Raw genomic sequence first — 15,378 nt, 5'->3', positions numbered from 1 at the left:
CATTGAAAAATTGATGATTGATCAATGACTTACCAGATGAATGTAGAACTTCGAAATTCGGTGTTCCTTATTCAATGTTCTTTATTCTTACTTCAAAAACCCTTTCTTAACCAGCAGTTCAGCATTGAGAATTGCTCCCCCTGCCGCGCCACGAATGGTGTTATGTGCCATACATACAAAACTGATGTCAAAAACTTCTGCTTCTCTTAAACGCCCCATATGTAATTGCATTCCACCTTCCTGATCAGCATGCAAACGAGGTTGAGGGTATTTCACTTCATCATGGAGTTTAATCACTTCTTCGGGAGCTGAAGGAAGTCCGAGTCCTGAAATAGGATTTTTAAAATTCAATACCGCTTCTCTAACCTCATCAATAGAAGCTGGAGGATTGGAAAGTTTCAGTGTAACAGCTGCCATATGTCCGTTAAGAGTAGGTACTCGTGTACAGGTTGCCTGTACAGTAAAGGATGGCTCTACTAAAGATCCACCTCCATATTCAGCCAATAATTTCTGAGTTTCCGGAGCTATTTTTGGCTCTTCTCCCGGAATGAAAGGCACCACATTTCCGAGAATATCCAGGCTTGCTACACCCGGATAGCCTGCACCGGAAATGGCTTGCATCGTAGTCACAATCATCGAATCGATGCCAAAAGCATCATAAATAGGCTTTAACGCAATTGATAATGGAACAGCTACACAATTTGGATTCGTAACAATCCATCCAGATCCATCCTCGGTAAATGATTGGGTTTTGATGAGCTCGATATGATCAGGATTTACCTCTGGTACCAATAATGGCACATTCGGATCCATCCTGTAATTCTTCGCATTAGAGATTACCGGAATACCCGCTCTTGCAAATGCCCCTTCTACCTCGAAAGCTACACTTGAGTCTAAGCCAGAAAAGACAAAGTCTACCCCATCAAAAAAGGAAGGATCACAAGTAGAAACTGTTTTCGATGCTATGTACTCAGAAAGAGGTACATCTTCAATCCAGTTTGCCGCTTCTTTATACTTCTTACCTGCTGAACGTTCTGATGCTCCAAGAGCGGTTATCGTAAACCAGGGATGTCCCTGTAATAAGCGAATAAATTTTTGACCTACAGCGCCCGTTGCGCCCAGTATTCCAACGTTCATGAACAATTAAGAATTAAAAATGAGTGATTTTTGAATCTGGAAATTACCATTCTTAATTCTTAATTCTTAATTGATGCGGGTTAATATTTACACTTAATAACTTTCTTGCTTTGGTAGTAAAAAGGAGATAGTAAATCCTTATCTTTTCCGCCCTGAAAAACTCACGCAACGAAGCAGAATATTACATGTCGAATTTAGACAGTCTTGATAAAATCGTTTCCCTGGCCAAAGCCAGAGGTTTCATATTCCAATCCTCTGAAATCTATGGTGGGCTTAGCGCTGTATATGATTACGGTCCATTAGGGGTAGAACTCAAAAGAAACATTCGCAATGCATGGTGGAAAGAAATGACCCAACGCCATGATAATATTGTTGGTGTGGATGCTGCAATCTTTATGCATCCTAAAGTATGGGAAGCCAGTGGACACGTTGCTGGATTCAACGATCCTATGATTGACGACAAGCAGTCTAAGAAGCGATATCGAGCTGATATGATTATCGAGCAGTATATTCTCAAGCTTGAGAAAGATGGAAAAACCGAAAAAGCTGCTGAACTTCAGGAATTATTAGATACTTCCGGAACCAGAAAAAGCCTTACCGAAGATCTGTACGATATCATCATCGAAAATGAGATTAAGGCACCGGATTCTGGAGCTTTCGACTGGACCGAAGTACGTCAGTTCAACCTAATGTTTAAAACGGCTTTCGGAGCAACTGCCAGTGAAGATGATGCCGTTTACCTTCGCCCTGAGACGGCCCAGGGTATTTTTGTGAATTATAAGAATGTGCTGGATTCTACCAGAGTTCAGGTTCCTTTCGGCATTGCTCAAACAGGTAAAGCTTTCCGAAATGAAGTAGTTGCCCGGCAGTTTGTATTTCGTATGCGTGAGTTTGAGCAAATGGAGATGCAATACTTTGTAGAACCTGGTACTGATGGCGACGCCTATGACGCCTGGAAAGAAAAGAGAATCGGCTGGCATAAGAGCATTGGTATTCGCGAAGAAAATTTACGTTTTGCTGATCATCCAGCAGATAAATTGGCTCACTATGCCCTTGCCGCTGTTGATGTTCAATATCAATTCCCCATTGGCTGGCAGGAAGTAGAAGGTATTCACAATCGCTCTGATTTTGATTTGACCCAGCATCAGGAGTACTCAGGGAAAAAGCTGGATTACTTTGATCAGAAGCAGAACAAACGATATGTACCTTATGTAATTGAGACTTCTATCGGATTAGATCGGTGTACGTTGATGGTTCTTTGCGATGCGTACCGTGAAGAAGAAGTAGATGGAGATAAAAGAACCGTACTTAAAATGCATCCGGAATTAGCACCTGTTCAGGTTGGTGTATTCCCACTAATTAAGAAGCCAGAATTGCAGGAGCTTGCACACAAAATAGATGCTGATTTAAGAGAAGACTTCTCTGTACAATATGATGAGGCAGGCTCTATCGGCAAACGATATCGCCGACTAGATGAAGCAGGTACTCCATTCTGTATTACAGTCGATTTTGACGGGTTAGAGGATAATACCGTTACTATCCGTCATCGGGATGATATGAGCCAGGAACGTATTTCTGTAGATAAAGTGGCTGATGCTATCAAAGATGGGATTAAAGGCTGGAAAGCTGAATAATGAAAGCTTCAACCTTATTACTTATAATATGTTCATTTATATCTACTAAGAGTTTTTCACAAGATTGTAATCCAGCTAATGGTAAACGAAGCTTTGACTTTATCTTTGACATCACCAGGGTTGATTATCAATTTTCTGATAGTGAATACAATACAGCTGCTGGTGTACCCAATGGCTTATCAATAGATACTAATTGTGGAAAAGTATTTATTTTTATACCAATTGAACCAATAGAGATTTCGACTGGAATCTCCTTAATAGGCAAGGGTCGTATAGATACTGTGTTTGTGGCTTACTTTGGAGGTTTTTCAGATAAAGAAGGGAACTACTTAAATAATTTCCCTTATCTGGATGAAGAGGGAACATATGGAGTACGTATAAACGGAATTCTCCAAGGAGAGTCTCGATTCTTCAGACCTCACTCGATTGCTTTAATTAAGAATTTGAGGGATGAACTTAGCTTGGATATATCTATCCCAATCGACTTATCATATTTGGGTTTTAAACCAGATGAGTTTGAAGTTCAAACACTTAATGAGCAGTTCAGAGTTAATATCTCAGCTTCACAAAGTTTGGAGCGGAATACCAACTAGAAACCTACCATATATCATTCGGGTCGAAATATCTTTTCGTATACTTGTCCTATCATTATTGATGAAAAAATAAATGCAGAGACACATAAAGTTGATCTTGTGATAAATAGCGAGACAATATTTTCGGACTAGGTTAATCTTAATCTATTTCTTTCACGATAATATCGCTCCCAGAATACTTCCAGGAATCCGCTTCATACCAGTGTCTGAACCTGGGTATTCTGATGTTTTCAAATTCATAGATTCCATCATATACAATCATCTCATCTTCCCTTTCTGTGTCACGATGTAGAAAACGAAGTGCTACCACCGAATAATCCTCTTTGCTTATATAAAAAAGCCACTCACCTGAAATCATAGGCTCGTTTAATTCAATAGAAATTGCAAAAACAGCTTCATCGGCAAAAACCTCTTCCTGAACCTCACCAAACTCTTTGATTGTTGAGTCATCAAGTGACATGGGTATTCCCTGCATCAACCTGTAGAATGAGCGATATCCTGAGTTCCTGGATGCATCTAACCGCAGCTCTTCTTTGATTTCTTCCGAGAAGTCTTCACTTCCATTTACCAAAACCTTTGCTTCACCGGATTCTGTAATTATCCGCACCACCGAACCAACTTCATATTCTCTTCCAAGATTGAACGCTCCTGTTTGTAAATCGAGAGTGAGTTCTGAAAATCGAAAAGGAGTTTGAGGTCGCGGCTCCTGGATATGGAGCTTTAACACCTGATTTCCCCAGTTTCCGTCAGGATCGTGATAGTTTTTACTCTTATGTAATAGTTCTTCTCCTGATACTGATTGGGCTTGAATATTAGGAGCTCCGGCTAAAAAGGGGATCAAAAGTAGAAAGGTGATTCGTGCAGGATTCAATTTCATTTTTTTCGCTCGTAGTTTATTCTCCACATGAGATTCCAGTTTTCACCTCCATCATAAGAAACTTCCCAATCCCAGGTCAGGGAGTTTTCTTCTATATTGTAAAAAATCATTCGATAGCTAAGCTTCCTTCCATCCTCGAGTTCAAAAACGATGGTTTGGAATATTCTCTTGTCTCCATCAAACTTGCCTACAAAATCATAATAGCCTCCATTATTATCAGCCCAAGATTGTTTCCACCGTTCAAACTGAGGTTGATATACGGAATGACTTATGCCCTTGAATCCTGAACTTTGACCTTCCAAAATCCTGAAATTTTCCTGAATCACCTTACCATCCAGAATTTTCTCGATAGTGTTAGTACCCCTACCAGTTTTACCTTCTCCTTCATCCCAACTTACGTCCCATTCTCCTACCCAGAAATCAAAGTATTCCTCAGAAGATAACTCAGAAAGAGATTGCTGAGCTATTGTGGTGGTTCCAAAGAGAGCGATTGCAAAAAAAAGTAATCCTAGTTTTTTCATATACATTGCTTAAAAATTAAAAGCCCAACCCATTGTTAAATGAGCCAGGCTTATTAGGGCTATTTAGAGAAAGATGACCCCATTATTATTTAGATTTTTCTCCAGATCATTTTATTTCCATTCGGTAAATCCCATACCAACTTGATTACATAGGGGGCTTTCTTGGACAAATAGAAGGTGAAACCGTCACTCGTTGACACCGGATTTGTACTGATCTTTTCACCTGATAAGGTCTCCGTTTCCTCTTGCTTACCAATAGTTGCAAACACAGAAGTAGATGCATTGTTTTGTGTGCTCCAATAAGGTAATTCGTAAGTAGTACCTTCATCAAAAGGCAATCCCACTAACAGCATACCATACAGGTTCCAGTCATAGTACAACTGGCCTGCCGCTAATGTATCCGAAGAAAAAGTCCCTGCTTCATTCTGATTAGACCCTGAGATAACTCTCTCCTTATTAAAATCGATGAATACAATTGCTCCTGTGGGGCCTTGAACAGTAAATCTTTTAGGAATTAGGCTTTTGTGCTCTACCACATTTATCCAGGTACTTTGCAAACTCCGATCTGACCCATAAATATCCTGCACTCGATGCATTAATGGCGTTCCGTCCTGATCTATAATTTGTACATAATCGGTCCAATAGCGAATGTGGTTTTCCTGGCCATCAGGAGTTTGAACATATACTTCCCATTTATTGGTATAAGGTTCTATAAATGAACCATCAATAATAGCACTACCGGGTGCAACCTTTACGGTATCTTGGGCAAGCGTCGAAGCGCCCGCACCAAGCATCAGATAAATCAAGATTAATCGTTTCATGATGAAAAGATCACGAGGAGGAGCACTGAATGAATTGTAAAAAAGACGATTATCTTTATTTTCTAGGACATTAATTCTTATGGATTACAAAGAGTACAAACCTGCCAAAGAAATCCAGCATCTTGTAGAGTGCTTCTGGACGAATTATCTCACTGAGGAAGATATTCGAGATGATTTTGATATCATCATTCCAGACGGAAATATCGAAGCCATGATTATGATTGATGGCACCTATCTAAGAAAGGATGAACAGGTTAATTCGGAATATCTTGTGGAAGATTGCAGGCTGGTAACCCCATTTCGAAAAGCGGTAAAAGTGTATCAGAAACCCGGCACTTCTGGAGTTTGTGTTCGATTCAAGCCCGGTGCAATTACCGAATTAACCGGTTATAGCCTGGATGAACTAAATGAAAGTGCCTATCCCCTGGAAGTTTTAATGCCCGATTTGACGGATTTATGCATGAATGAAATCCAGAAAGGAACTTCTAAAATTGAGCTAATCGGGAAAATCACAAACCTGCTTAAAGCTCAATCCAGTAGTGTTAAAGATGATAAGCTCACCCATCACTTTATTGATCAATCCATTCGGAGTAAGGGGAATGTGAGAGTGGAAGAGTTTTGTGAGGAAAGCGGAGTGCATAAATCGACCCTGGAGAAGAATTTTAAGCATCAAACTGGACTTACTCCGAAGCAGTATTCAAAAATTATCCGGTATAACTATCTGATGAACCAGATTCTGTTTACAAAAAAATCTCTTACTGAATTAAGCTATGAGCTGGGCTTTTTCGATCAGAGCCATATGATCAAGGATTTCACCAGCTTTACCGGTTTGGGCCCCTCTGAATTCAGAACAAAAGGCTTTCATATCCCTAAAATGATGGCATCCTCTGTGGTACAAAAGCAGGCGTATTATTAGATCACTTCCTCTTATTCCTGTCATCCCGGACAATATTACTGTCATGCTGAACTTGATTCAGCATCTATAAGGGTAGGCTTTGATCTAAAGCTTACTTTTCATCAACGAATCATTCACTACAGATCCCGGATCAAGTCCGGGATGACATTTAGAGGGGTTTGTTCTTAAACCTCCATCGCCGAAGGAATAACGCCCTCATACATCTCGCTCATTACGGAAACGGATAGAGAACCTACTCCGGAGATATCAAGAGTAGTACCTCCTACTTTACCAAGTTCATAAACCGGTACACCGGCTTCAGTGAAATGTGCTTTCGCTTTTGCCAGGTCAGCTTCTGAAACTGTAATCACTACCCCAGATTGTGCTTCACTGAATAGAACCTCATGTTCTGAGCCTGAAAGAGCGCCAGTGTCAACCGTTGCTCCAAGCTTTCCATGAATTGCCATTTCAGCTAATGAGATAGAAAGTCCTCCATCAGAAATGTCATGAGCAGCAGTAATGAAACCAGCTCTTATTGCTTCAAGAAGTGATTTCTGAAGCACTACTTCAAAATCGATATCCAGGGCAGGAGCATCTCCTTTAGTTAGTCCGTGAACTACCTTTAAATATTCAGTACCACCCAATCCTTTTCGATCAGCACCGATATATAGAATAACATCTCCCTCTTCCTTGAAGTCGGGAGTGGTCGTATGATTCTCAACATCTTCAATTAACCCAAGCATACCAATAATTGGAGACGGGAAAATGGCTGCTTTTGGATTTTCGTTATAGAAACTCACATTCCCTCCGGTAACCGGGGTATTCAAAGCACGGCAAGCATCTCCCATACCTGCGAGAGCCTCCTTGAATGTCCAGTACACTTCCGGTTTGTACGGATTTCCGAAATTCAGGCAGTTAGTTATTGCCAATGGCTGACCTCCGGAACATACGACATTACGAGCAGACTCGATTACTGCAATCTGTCCTCCCCTTCGTGGATTCAAATACACATAACGACCATTGCAATCAGTTTTTGCTACGAGTCCACGGTTAGTCCCTTTAATTCGAATTACCCCTGAATCAGAAGCTCCTGGTGCGGTAACTGTATTGGTTCGAACGGTGGTATCGTATTGCTCGTGAACCCATCGCTTCGAAGCCACGTTGGGCGAGTTCAATAATTTCTTGATCGTATCAACATGATTTGATGGATGATCCAGGCTTTCGGCATCGAAACTTTGAGTTTCTTCCAGGTACCCTGGCTTTTTCGTTTCCCGAATATATTGAGGAGCCCCTCCTCCAAGTACAAGATGCTCCGCTGGGATATCAGCTTTAACTTCCCCTTCCTTCATATAGGTTACTCGGTCGGTATCTACTACCTCACCAATTACCACTCCGTGTAAATCCCATTTCTCATAAATATCGATGATTTCCTGCTCTCGGCCCTTTTCAGCTACAATAAGCATTCGCTCCTGGCTTTCAGAAAGAAGCAATTCATAAGCGGTCATACCATCTTCTCGAGCCGGAACTTTATCCAGATCCACCAACATTCCCTGCTCCCCTTTTGCAGTCATTTCACTGGTAGAACAGGCAATTCCAGCTGCTCCCATATCCTGCATACCAACAACTGCTCCTGTTTGCAGGGCTTCCAAACTGGCTTCCAATAATAACTTCTCAGTAAAAGGATCACCTACCTGAACGCTTGGTCGCTTTGCTTCACTTTCTTCGCTGATTTCTTCCGAAGCAAACGTAGCACCATGAATACCATCACGACCTGTACTTGCACCTACAATAATTACCGGGTTTCCAATTCCTTTGGCTATTGCTGAAGCAGTCTCGCCTGCTTTTACAATCCCGATGCTCATTGCATTTACTAGTGGATTGCCTTCATAACTCTCATCAAAATAGACTTCCCCCCCAATAACCGGAATTCCAAAAGAGTTGCCATAATCACCAATTCCACGAACAACTCCATCCAATAAATAGCGAACTCTGGGATTTTCCATGCTCCCGAATCGAAGAGAATTCAAACTTGCGATCGGCCGGGCACCCATCGTAAAAATATCGCGATGTATCCCTCCAACACCAGTAGCAGCACCCTGGTAAGGCTCAACCGCTGATGGGTGGTTATGACTTTCAATTTTAAACGCACAACCCAAGCCATCTCCAATATCAACCAGCCCGGCGTTCTCTTCTCCTGCTTCTACTAATAAATGCTCTCCGTCTCTGGGTAATTTCTTTAATTCAACAATGGAGTTTTTGTAGGAGCAATGCTCGCTCCACATTACCGAATACACACCCAGTTCGGTGAAGGTAGGTACGCGCCCCAACCGGGACTTTATTATTTCAAATTCTTCTTCATTCAGTCCGTGGTCGATAGCAAGTTCCAGATTTACTTCCGGTTCCTGCATGTTGGGTTGCGCCATGTAGTCGTTTGATTGAGTGTTAGCTTTTTTGAAGAGCACGAAAATACGAGGATTTGCGGAAAAATGAGGGGGATGTTTTCCACAAGTAATTAACCTAATCAACATTTTTTGCTTGTCATCCTGAGGTTACGGCCGAAGGATCAACACAAAATTAAACAATTCATCTTAACCCTGATTCTTCGCTTTCGCTCAGAATGACAAAGCAAGAATTTTAAACTTTAGATTGAATCTAATTTGAAACCTTCTTAAAATCTAATATCGATATTCGAATATGAATATTAGAATTAAAATACTTTCAAATGAAGCTAGTTTCTCAAGGTGCCCAATACGCGATTTCTGCTATTATCGCTATTTCAAAGCATCCCAACGATGTGATCTCTGCCTCAGAATTATCACGTTCACTTAACTGCCCTGCTGCCTACCTTTCTCAAATTCTTGCAAAGCTTAAAGCTCCCGGCATTCTCAAATCTCAGCGAGGCTTAAATGGTGGTGTCTATCTTGCAAAGAATCTGGAAGATATTTCAGTATATGATGTGATTGCCGCTATTGATGGAGAAGCTTTTTTCTCTACCTGCTTTATGGGCATTGAAGGATGTGGACATATTGAACCCTGCCCTTTTCATAACTTTTGGTCTTCCAAAAGAGGTGAGATCAAAGAATGGCTTCAACAAACTAGTTTTGCCGAAGCTGAAGGCATAATGAGTCAGGCCTGGTTTAATGAACGGCTCTCTTTTACTAATGGAGTGTTCTGACGCATGAGCCACCCCCCTCTCATAGAACAGTCTCGGTGTTTCCATTGTGGTGAACAGTGTGAGGAGAATAAGATTCTATTTGAGAAAAGAGCATTTTGCTGTGAAGGTTGTAAAACCGTTTTCCAAATCCTGGACGAAAACAACCTTTGCACATATTATACCCTGGATGAGCAACCAGGTAGAACTATAAAAACCGGAGTTGAGCGCAAACGATTTGAATATTTACTCGACCTGGAAGTGCAGCACAAGCTGGTTGATTTCAGGAAAGAGCATATTGTCTCTGTCACATTTTTCATCCCAAACATCCATTGTACTTCCTGTGTTTGGTTGCTAGAAAATCTACAAAACATTGATGAAGGCGTTCTCCGTGGTACCGTAAACTTTCTGAAGCGTACTGTGACCATTGTATATAATGATGAGAAAACCTCGTTACGAGAGGTTGTTGAACTGCTTACCACTATTGGCTATGAACCTAGCCTGAAACTGGAGCAACTCAAGGAAGAGAAACCAGCCACTATCGAGCGGTCTCTTTGGCTAAAGCTTGGAGTTGCGGGTTTTTGCTTCGGAAATATCATGCTATTCAGCTTTCCGGAATACCTTAACATGGATCAGTCCGGCTCTTCTGAGATGTTTCGGTACTTTTTTGGAGCGCTAAATATCGCACTCGCAGTACCTGTACTGTTTTATAGTGGCATTGATTACCTAAAATCGGCGTGGGCCGCACTTGCTCAAAAAGGGATTAACCTGGATGTACCTATTTCCATTGGGATGATCGCTTTATTTGGAAGAAGTTTATATGAAATCCTTAGTGGAACCGGAGCTGGGTATTTCGATTCATTCACAGGGTTTATCTTCTTTTTATTGATTGGAAAAGTGGTACAGAAGAAGACTTTTGATCAGCTCTCTTTTGACCGGGATTATAAATCATACCTTCCGATTTCGATACTCAGGATTAAGGATGGTATCGAAGAATCAATTCCCGTTCATCGAATTGAAATTGGAGATCATATTCTTGTTCGCAATAACGAACTCGTCCCCGCTGATTCAATTATAGTTGATGGGCAACTACAGGTAGATTACAGTTTCATCACTGGAGAATCTGAACCAGTAATACTAGAAAAAGGTCAGCAGGTTTTTGCAGGTGGTAAAGTAATTGGACAAACCATAGAACTGATCGTATCCAAAAAAGTTGAGCACAGCTACCTTACTCAGCTTTGGGAAAATGAGTCTTTCCAATCTTCTAAAAAGGAAAGCTCCGTAACTTCTTTTGCTGATCGTATCAGCCCATATTTTACCTTTACTGTTTTAGGGATTGCAGCCTTATCGTTATTGGTGTGGCTGAGCATTGATGCTTCAAAAGCCTTCACCATTTTTACAGCAGTGCTTATTGTCGCCTGTCCGTGTGCCCTGGCTTTATCTACCCCGTTCACTTTAGGTTCAGCAGTTAATATCCTTGCAGCAAATGGGTTTTACCTCAAGAACACCTCTGTTGTTGAGGAGCTATCTAATACCGATGTCTTTGTATTTGACAAAACCGGCACTATTACAGAAACAGGCAAATCTTCTGCTGTATTTATAGGGGATCCACTTTCAGAAAAAGAGCTTCAGCTTGTTGCTTCTGCAACAAAACCGTCCACTCATCCATTAGCTCAGGTTATAGCTAAAAACCTCACTAATCTGGTTTCACTTGAGCCTTCCTATTACTATGAAATTCAGGGTAAAGGTATTGACGCATCTATCGAAGGTACTCCTGTATTGATAGGAAGTGCATCCTTCCTTGAGGAACAGCTTTCTAATTGGGAAGGAGTAAGAGCACAAGAACCTAGAAAGGGATCCATGGTTCACATTGCTATCAATGGAGAATACAAAGGCTTCTATCAAATCCATCATAGCATCAGAAATGGACTAACTGAATTACTTAATGATCTGCATTCAGAAGAATACCCTCTCCATTTATTATCCGGAGATAATGAGTACGAAAAGTCCACCCTACTAGAAGATTTCGGACACTGGAGTTCTATGAACTTCAATCAATCCCCTATCCAGAAGCTTGAGTTTGTTCAGTCATTAAAGAACGATGATTCTCATATCACTATGATTGGTGATGGTTTAAATGATGCAGGAGCGTTAACAGCTAGCAATTTTGGAATCGCTGTCTCTGACGATAAGAGCTCCTTTTCTCCAGCCTGCGATGCTATTGTAGATGCAAGTGCATTGAAAGATTTGAGTGAATTTGTTGATTTTGGAAAGGTTTGTTTCAAGATCATTATCGCAAGCTTTGTCCTTTCCCTGGCATACAACCTAACCGGGCTGGGGTTTGCAATTACGGGACATTTATCACCTTTAGTAGCAGCTATTCTTATGCCACTAAGTTCAATTACGATTATGGCATTTACCACTATTGCCACAAGGGTAAAAGCAAGGCAAATGGGGCTGAAGTCATGGGCGTAATAGTAGTACTCATCATATTCAGCTTGCTCGTCGCTCTCACCTTTTTGGGAGCATTCTTCTGGGCGGTTAAAACGGGGCAATTCGACGACCCTCAAACTCCCTCCATTAGAATGCTATTCAATGATGAACCTCCATCAAAAGAACATAAAACACTAACTAATAAAACTGACTAGGTCATATCAATGGACACTTTTCATTATGACAATAAAATAGTTCGCAATTTCGGGCTCGCCTCGATGATTTTCGGGATCATCGGCTTCCTTGTAGGATTAATTGTCGCCCTAAAGCTTATTTTCCCAGACTTCCTTGGATTTATTCCTGAGCTGTCTTATGGGCGATTAAGGCCACTTCATACAAATGCAGTAATCTTTGCATTTGCTGGAAATGCCATCTTCTACGGGGTTTACTACTCACTACCCCGACTTTGTAAAACTCCCATGTGGAGTCCCTTACTAAGTAAAATTCATTTTTGGGGATGGCAGATCATCATTCTTTCAGCAGTACTAACCCTTCCTTTCGGGATAACTACCAGTAAGGAATATGCGGAACTGGAATGGCCTATTGATATCGCCATTACACTAATTTGGGTGGTATTTGGGGTGAATATGATCATGACGATCATGAAGCGCCGTGAAAAGCATATCTATGTAGCTATTTGGTTCTATATCGCTACTTTCGTGACAGTAGCTGTACTCCACGTAGTTAACTCCTTTGAAGTACCTGCTACTATGCTAAAGAGCTATTCTTTGTATGCAGGTGTTCAGGATGCCCTCGTTCAATGGTGGTATGGCCACAATGCCGTGGCCTTTTTCCTGACTACCCCCTTCCTGGGAATCATGTATTACTTCATTCCTAAGGCAGCAAATCGTCCGATCTTCTCATATCGATTGTCCATTGTTCACTTCTGGTCGTTGATCTTTATTTATATCTGGGCGGGGCCGCATCACCTGCTATATACCGCTCTTCCAGGTTGGGCTCAGGCATTGGGAACTGTATTCAGTTTAATGCTGATTGCTCCTTCGTGGGGAGGTATGTTGAATGGTTTGTTAACCCTTCGTGGAGCATGGGATAAGGTTCGCGAAGACCCCGTACTTAAATTCCTGGTAGTTGGTGTTACTGCGTATGGTATGGTAACCTTTGAAGGGCCTATGCTTTCCATCGCTAATGTGAACGCAATTGCCCATTACTCTGACTATATCATCGGTCATGTTCACAATGGTGCACTTCTATGGAATGGTGGTTTGACCTTTGCCATGCTGTACTACATCACTCCTAAGATTTATAAGACCAAGTTGTTTTCTGTAAAGCTAGCTAACATCCATTTTTGGTTCGCTACGCTTGGTGCAATCTTCTATGTGATCCCAATGTACTGGGGTGGAATCACTCAGAGTTTAATGTGGAAGCAATTCACAGCTGAAGGTTTCTTACAGTACCCAAACTTCCTGGAAACTGTTGTCCAAATTATGCCAATGTATGCACTACGTGCACTTGGTGGTAGCTTGTTCATCGTTGGAGCTGTAGTTGGTGTATATAACATCCTTAAAACCGCTCAAAAAGGAAGTCTTGAGGCTTCTGAAGAAGCTCAGGCTCCTGCGCTTATCGATCCAATGGAAGGTCATAAGGAAAAATGGCACAGAAATTTGGAAGGAAGACCTATCAAGTTCACCCTTCTGGTAGTGGTAGCCATACTAATAGGTGGTATTGTTGAATACATGCCTACGGCTCTGATCGATTCCAATATTCCAACTATAGAAAGTGTAAAACCCTACACTCCTTTGGAGATCGAGGGGCGAGATATTTACATAGCTGAAGGATGTAACAACTGTCATTCTCAGATGATCCGTCCTTTCCGTTCTGAAACAGAACGCTATGGCGAATATTCTAAAGCAGGTGAGTTTGTTTATGATCATCCATTCCTGTGGGGGTCAAAACGAACGGGTCCTGATCTACATAGAATCGGAGGAAAATATCCAGATTCATGGCATCTGAGACATATGTATGATCCTAATTCTACCTCACCTGGATCTATTATGCCGGCCTACCCGTGGATGCTCGAGAAGGACATGGATATCGAAAGTATTCCTAAGCGAGTAAATGCACTTCGGGCTGTAGGTGTTCCTTACGCTGAGGGTTATGAAGATCAGGCGATTGCAGACTTAAGAGCTCAGGCTGAGCAAATAGCTACCGGACTTCGCGAAAATGGATTCGGAGAAGTTGATGGAATTGAAATCACTTCTGAGAAACAGATCATTGCCTTAATCGCTTACCTACAGCGCCTGGGTACAGATATTAATGGCAATAATGATCCCTTTGAAGGACTGCCTTCTACCAACCCATTAAGCTTAAATGAGCAGGAGGATTAATTATGTATAAGCAAGTACTTCGAAGCATGGAAGGGATCGAGTTGTTTCCAAGCATCTCCCTCCTCCTCTTTTTTGCCTTTTTCGTCCTTTTGATCACATACCTGATAAAAACAGGAAAGCATCATTGGGATGATGCCGCAAACCTTCCTTTAGAATCTGATGAAACTATTAACCAGAAACTCTCATAGCCATGAACATTTTAGATGATGAACAAGACAAACTACTTAATCATGAATATGATGGTATTCGTGAATTAGATAATCACATGCCGGTTTGGTGGCTTTGGTTGTTCTACTTCACCATCGGATGGGGCGTTCTGTATTTGCTCTATTATGAAGTGTTCAATTTCGGTTCGGACCAACATGAGCAGTATGCCCTGGAGATGGCGGCAGCGGAAGAACAGTATGGACTGGGATCAGATAATGACCCACAGGCAAGTACAGGAACGGTAGCCTGGGTTTTTGAAACAGATGAAGCATCCATTGCCAATGGAAAGGAAATCTTTATGAGCACCAATAATCTTTGTTTCACCTGTCATGGAAATGCTGGCGAAGGATTGGTAGGACCCAACTTAACCGATGAATTCTGGATCAGTGGATGTTCTGCCGAAGAGATAGCTACAAATATTGCTAATGGATTCATGGAAAAAGGAATGATGCCTTATGGAAGTAATGCACCAATTGCTGATGAAGACATGACCGACCTAATCAGTTACATTGCATCAATCCAGGGCACCAACCCTCCTAACCCAAAGGCTGTTGATGAAACAAGAGCCGTTCAATGTAACATGGAGTAGGTTATGTGTTTAAGAGTGGATACATCTAACGATACAATAAGAATCAAAGAAGGGTGCTCCGGCACCTGCAAAAACCCTAATTGTAAATCAAAATCAATTAGTGTGGAAACTCTGA

14 protein-coding genes are annotated in these 15,378 nt (G+C 41.5%); 9 read left to right on the top strand and 5 right to left on the bottom strand.

The genetic code is table 11. From position 1 onward, the window contains the following. Nucleotides 1–87: 87 nt before the first annotated feature. Nucleotides 88–1,137: an aspartate-semialdehyde dehydrogenase gene (gene asd / locus ED557_06730; GenBank protein RNC84668.1), complete on the bottom strand. Its 1,050-nt coding sequence runs from the start codon at nucleotides 1,135–1,137 to the stop codon at nucleotides 88–90. Between the two features lie 185 nt (nucleotides 1,138–1,322). Between asd and ED557_06725 the strand changes: the two genes are divergently transcribed. Together ED557_06725 and ED557_06720 are read left to right on the top strand one after the other, a co-directional pair. After that, complete coding sequence (locus tag ED557_06725; GenBank protein ID RNC84667.1) at nucleotides 1,323–2,771, top strand: glycine--tRNA ligase; 1,449 nt, start codon at nucleotides 1,323–1,325, stop codon at nucleotides 2,769–2,771. Next, on the top strand, nucleotides 2,771–3,364 hold the full coding sequence (locus tag ED557_06720) for a hypothetical protein (protein RNC84666.1): 594 nt from the start codon (nucleotides 2,771–2,773) through the stop codon (nucleotides 3,362–3,364). The genes ED557_06725 and ED557_06720 overlap by 1 nt, the downstream gene beginning before the upstream one ends. Nucleotides 3,365–3,503: 139 nt before the next feature. On the opposite strand, the gene ED557_06715 is transcribed toward ED557_06720, so the two are convergent. The 3 genes from ED557_06715 to ED557_06705 all read right to left on the bottom strand — a co-directional run bounded on the left by ED557_06715 (nucleotide 3,504) and on the right by ED557_06705 (nucleotide 5,556). After that, the gene (locus ED557_06715; protein ID RNC84665.1) at nucleotides 3,504–4,241 is read right to left on the bottom strand and encodes a hypothetical protein; all 738 of its coding nucleotides are present in this window, start codon (nucleotides 4,239–4,241) and stop codon (nucleotides 3,504–3,506) included. Further along, complete coding sequence (locus ED557_06710) at nucleotides 4,238–4,762, bottom strand: DUF1579 domain-containing protein (GenBank protein RNC84664.1); 525 nt, start codon at nucleotides 4,760–4,762, stop codon at nucleotides 4,238–4,240. The genes ED557_06715 and ED557_06710 overlap by 4 nt, the downstream gene beginning before the upstream one ends. An 89-nt stretch (nucleotides 4,763–4,851) precedes the next feature. Next, nucleotides 4,852–5,556 (bottom strand): hypothetical protein, encoded by a 705-nt coding sequence (locus ED557_06705; protein ID RNC84663.1) that lies wholly within the window; start codon nucleotides 5,554–5,556, stop codon nucleotides 4,852–4,854. Between the two features lie 106 nt (nucleotides 5,557–5,662). On the opposite strand from ED557_06705, the gene ED557_06700 reads away from it, so the two are divergent. Next, complete coding sequence (locus tag ED557_06700; protein ID RNC84662.1) at nucleotides 5,663–6,499, top strand: AraC family transcriptional regulator; 837 nt, start codon at nucleotides 5,663–5,665, stop codon at nucleotides 6,497–6,499. 164 nt (nucleotides 6,500–6,663) lie between these two features. Here ED557_06700 and purL read toward each other — a convergent pair whose 3' ends face one another. Next, nucleotides 6,664–8,901 (bottom strand): phosphoribosylformylglycinamidine synthase subunit PurL, encoded by a 2,238-nt coding sequence (gene purL, locus ED557_06695; protein ID RNC84661.1) that lies wholly within the window; start codon nucleotides 8,899–8,901, stop codon nucleotides 6,664–6,666. A 299-nt stretch (nucleotides 8,902–9,200) separates the two neighbouring features. On the opposite strand from purL, the gene ED557_06690 reads away from it, so the two are divergent. From ED557_06690 to ED557_06665, 6 genes are read left to right on the top strand one after another with little or no spacing between them, the layout of a single operon-like run. Continuing rightward, nucleotides 9,201–9,653: an Rrf2 family transcriptional regulator gene (locus ED557_06690; GenBank protein RNC84660.1), complete on the top strand. Its 453-nt coding sequence runs from the start codon at nucleotides 9,201–9,203 to the stop codon at nucleotides 9,651–9,653. A 3-nt stretch (nucleotides 9,654–9,656) separates the two neighbouring features. Beyond that, nucleotides 9,657–12,104 carry an HAD family hydrolase gene (locus ED557_06685; GenBank protein ID RNC84659.1) on the top strand — a complete coding sequence of 816 codons (2,448 nt, stop codon included), beginning with the start codon at nucleotides 9,657–9,659 and terminating at the stop codon, nucleotides 12,102–12,104. Further along, the gene (gene ccoS, locus ED557_06680) at nucleotides 12,095–12,277 is read left to right on the top strand and encodes a cbb3-type cytochrome oxidase assembly protein CcoS (protein ID RNC84658.1); all 183 of its coding nucleotides are present in this window, start codon (nucleotides 12,095–12,097) and stop codon (nucleotides 12,275–12,277) included. The genes ED557_06685 and ccoS overlap by 10 nt, the downstream gene beginning before the upstream one ends. 9 nt (nucleotides 12,278–12,286) lie before the next feature. Further along, nucleotides 12,287–14,467, top strand: a complete 2,181-nt coding sequence (gene ccoN / locus ED557_06675) for a cytochrome-c oxidase, cbb3-type subunit I (GenBank protein RNC84657.1) — start codon at nucleotides 12,287–12,289, stop codon at nucleotides 14,465–14,467. A 2-nt stretch (nucleotides 14,468–14,469) separates the two neighbouring features. After that, nucleotides 14,470–14,655, top strand: a complete 186-nt coding sequence (locus tag ED557_06670) for a CcoQ/FixQ family Cbb3-type cytochrome c oxidase assembly chaperone (protein RNC84656.1) — start codon at nucleotides 14,470–14,472, stop codon at nucleotides 14,653–14,655. A 2-nt stretch (nucleotides 14,656–14,657) separates the two neighbouring features. Beyond that, complete coding sequence (locus tag ED557_06665; GenBank protein ID RNC84655.1) at nucleotides 14,658–15,263, top strand: hypothetical protein; 606 nt, start codon at nucleotides 14,658–14,660, stop codon at nucleotides 15,261–15,263. The last annotated feature ends 115 nt before the right edge of the window (nucleotides 15,264–15,378 follow it).

It is taken from the genome of Balneola sp. (genome assembly GCA_003712055.1).
Taxonomy (GTDB): domain Bacteria; phylum Bacteroidota; class Rhodothermia; order Balneolales; family Balneolaceae; genus RHLJ01.
Note: the sequence above shows the minus strand (reverse complement) of the source record. Positions and strands in the feature narration are given on the sequence as shown.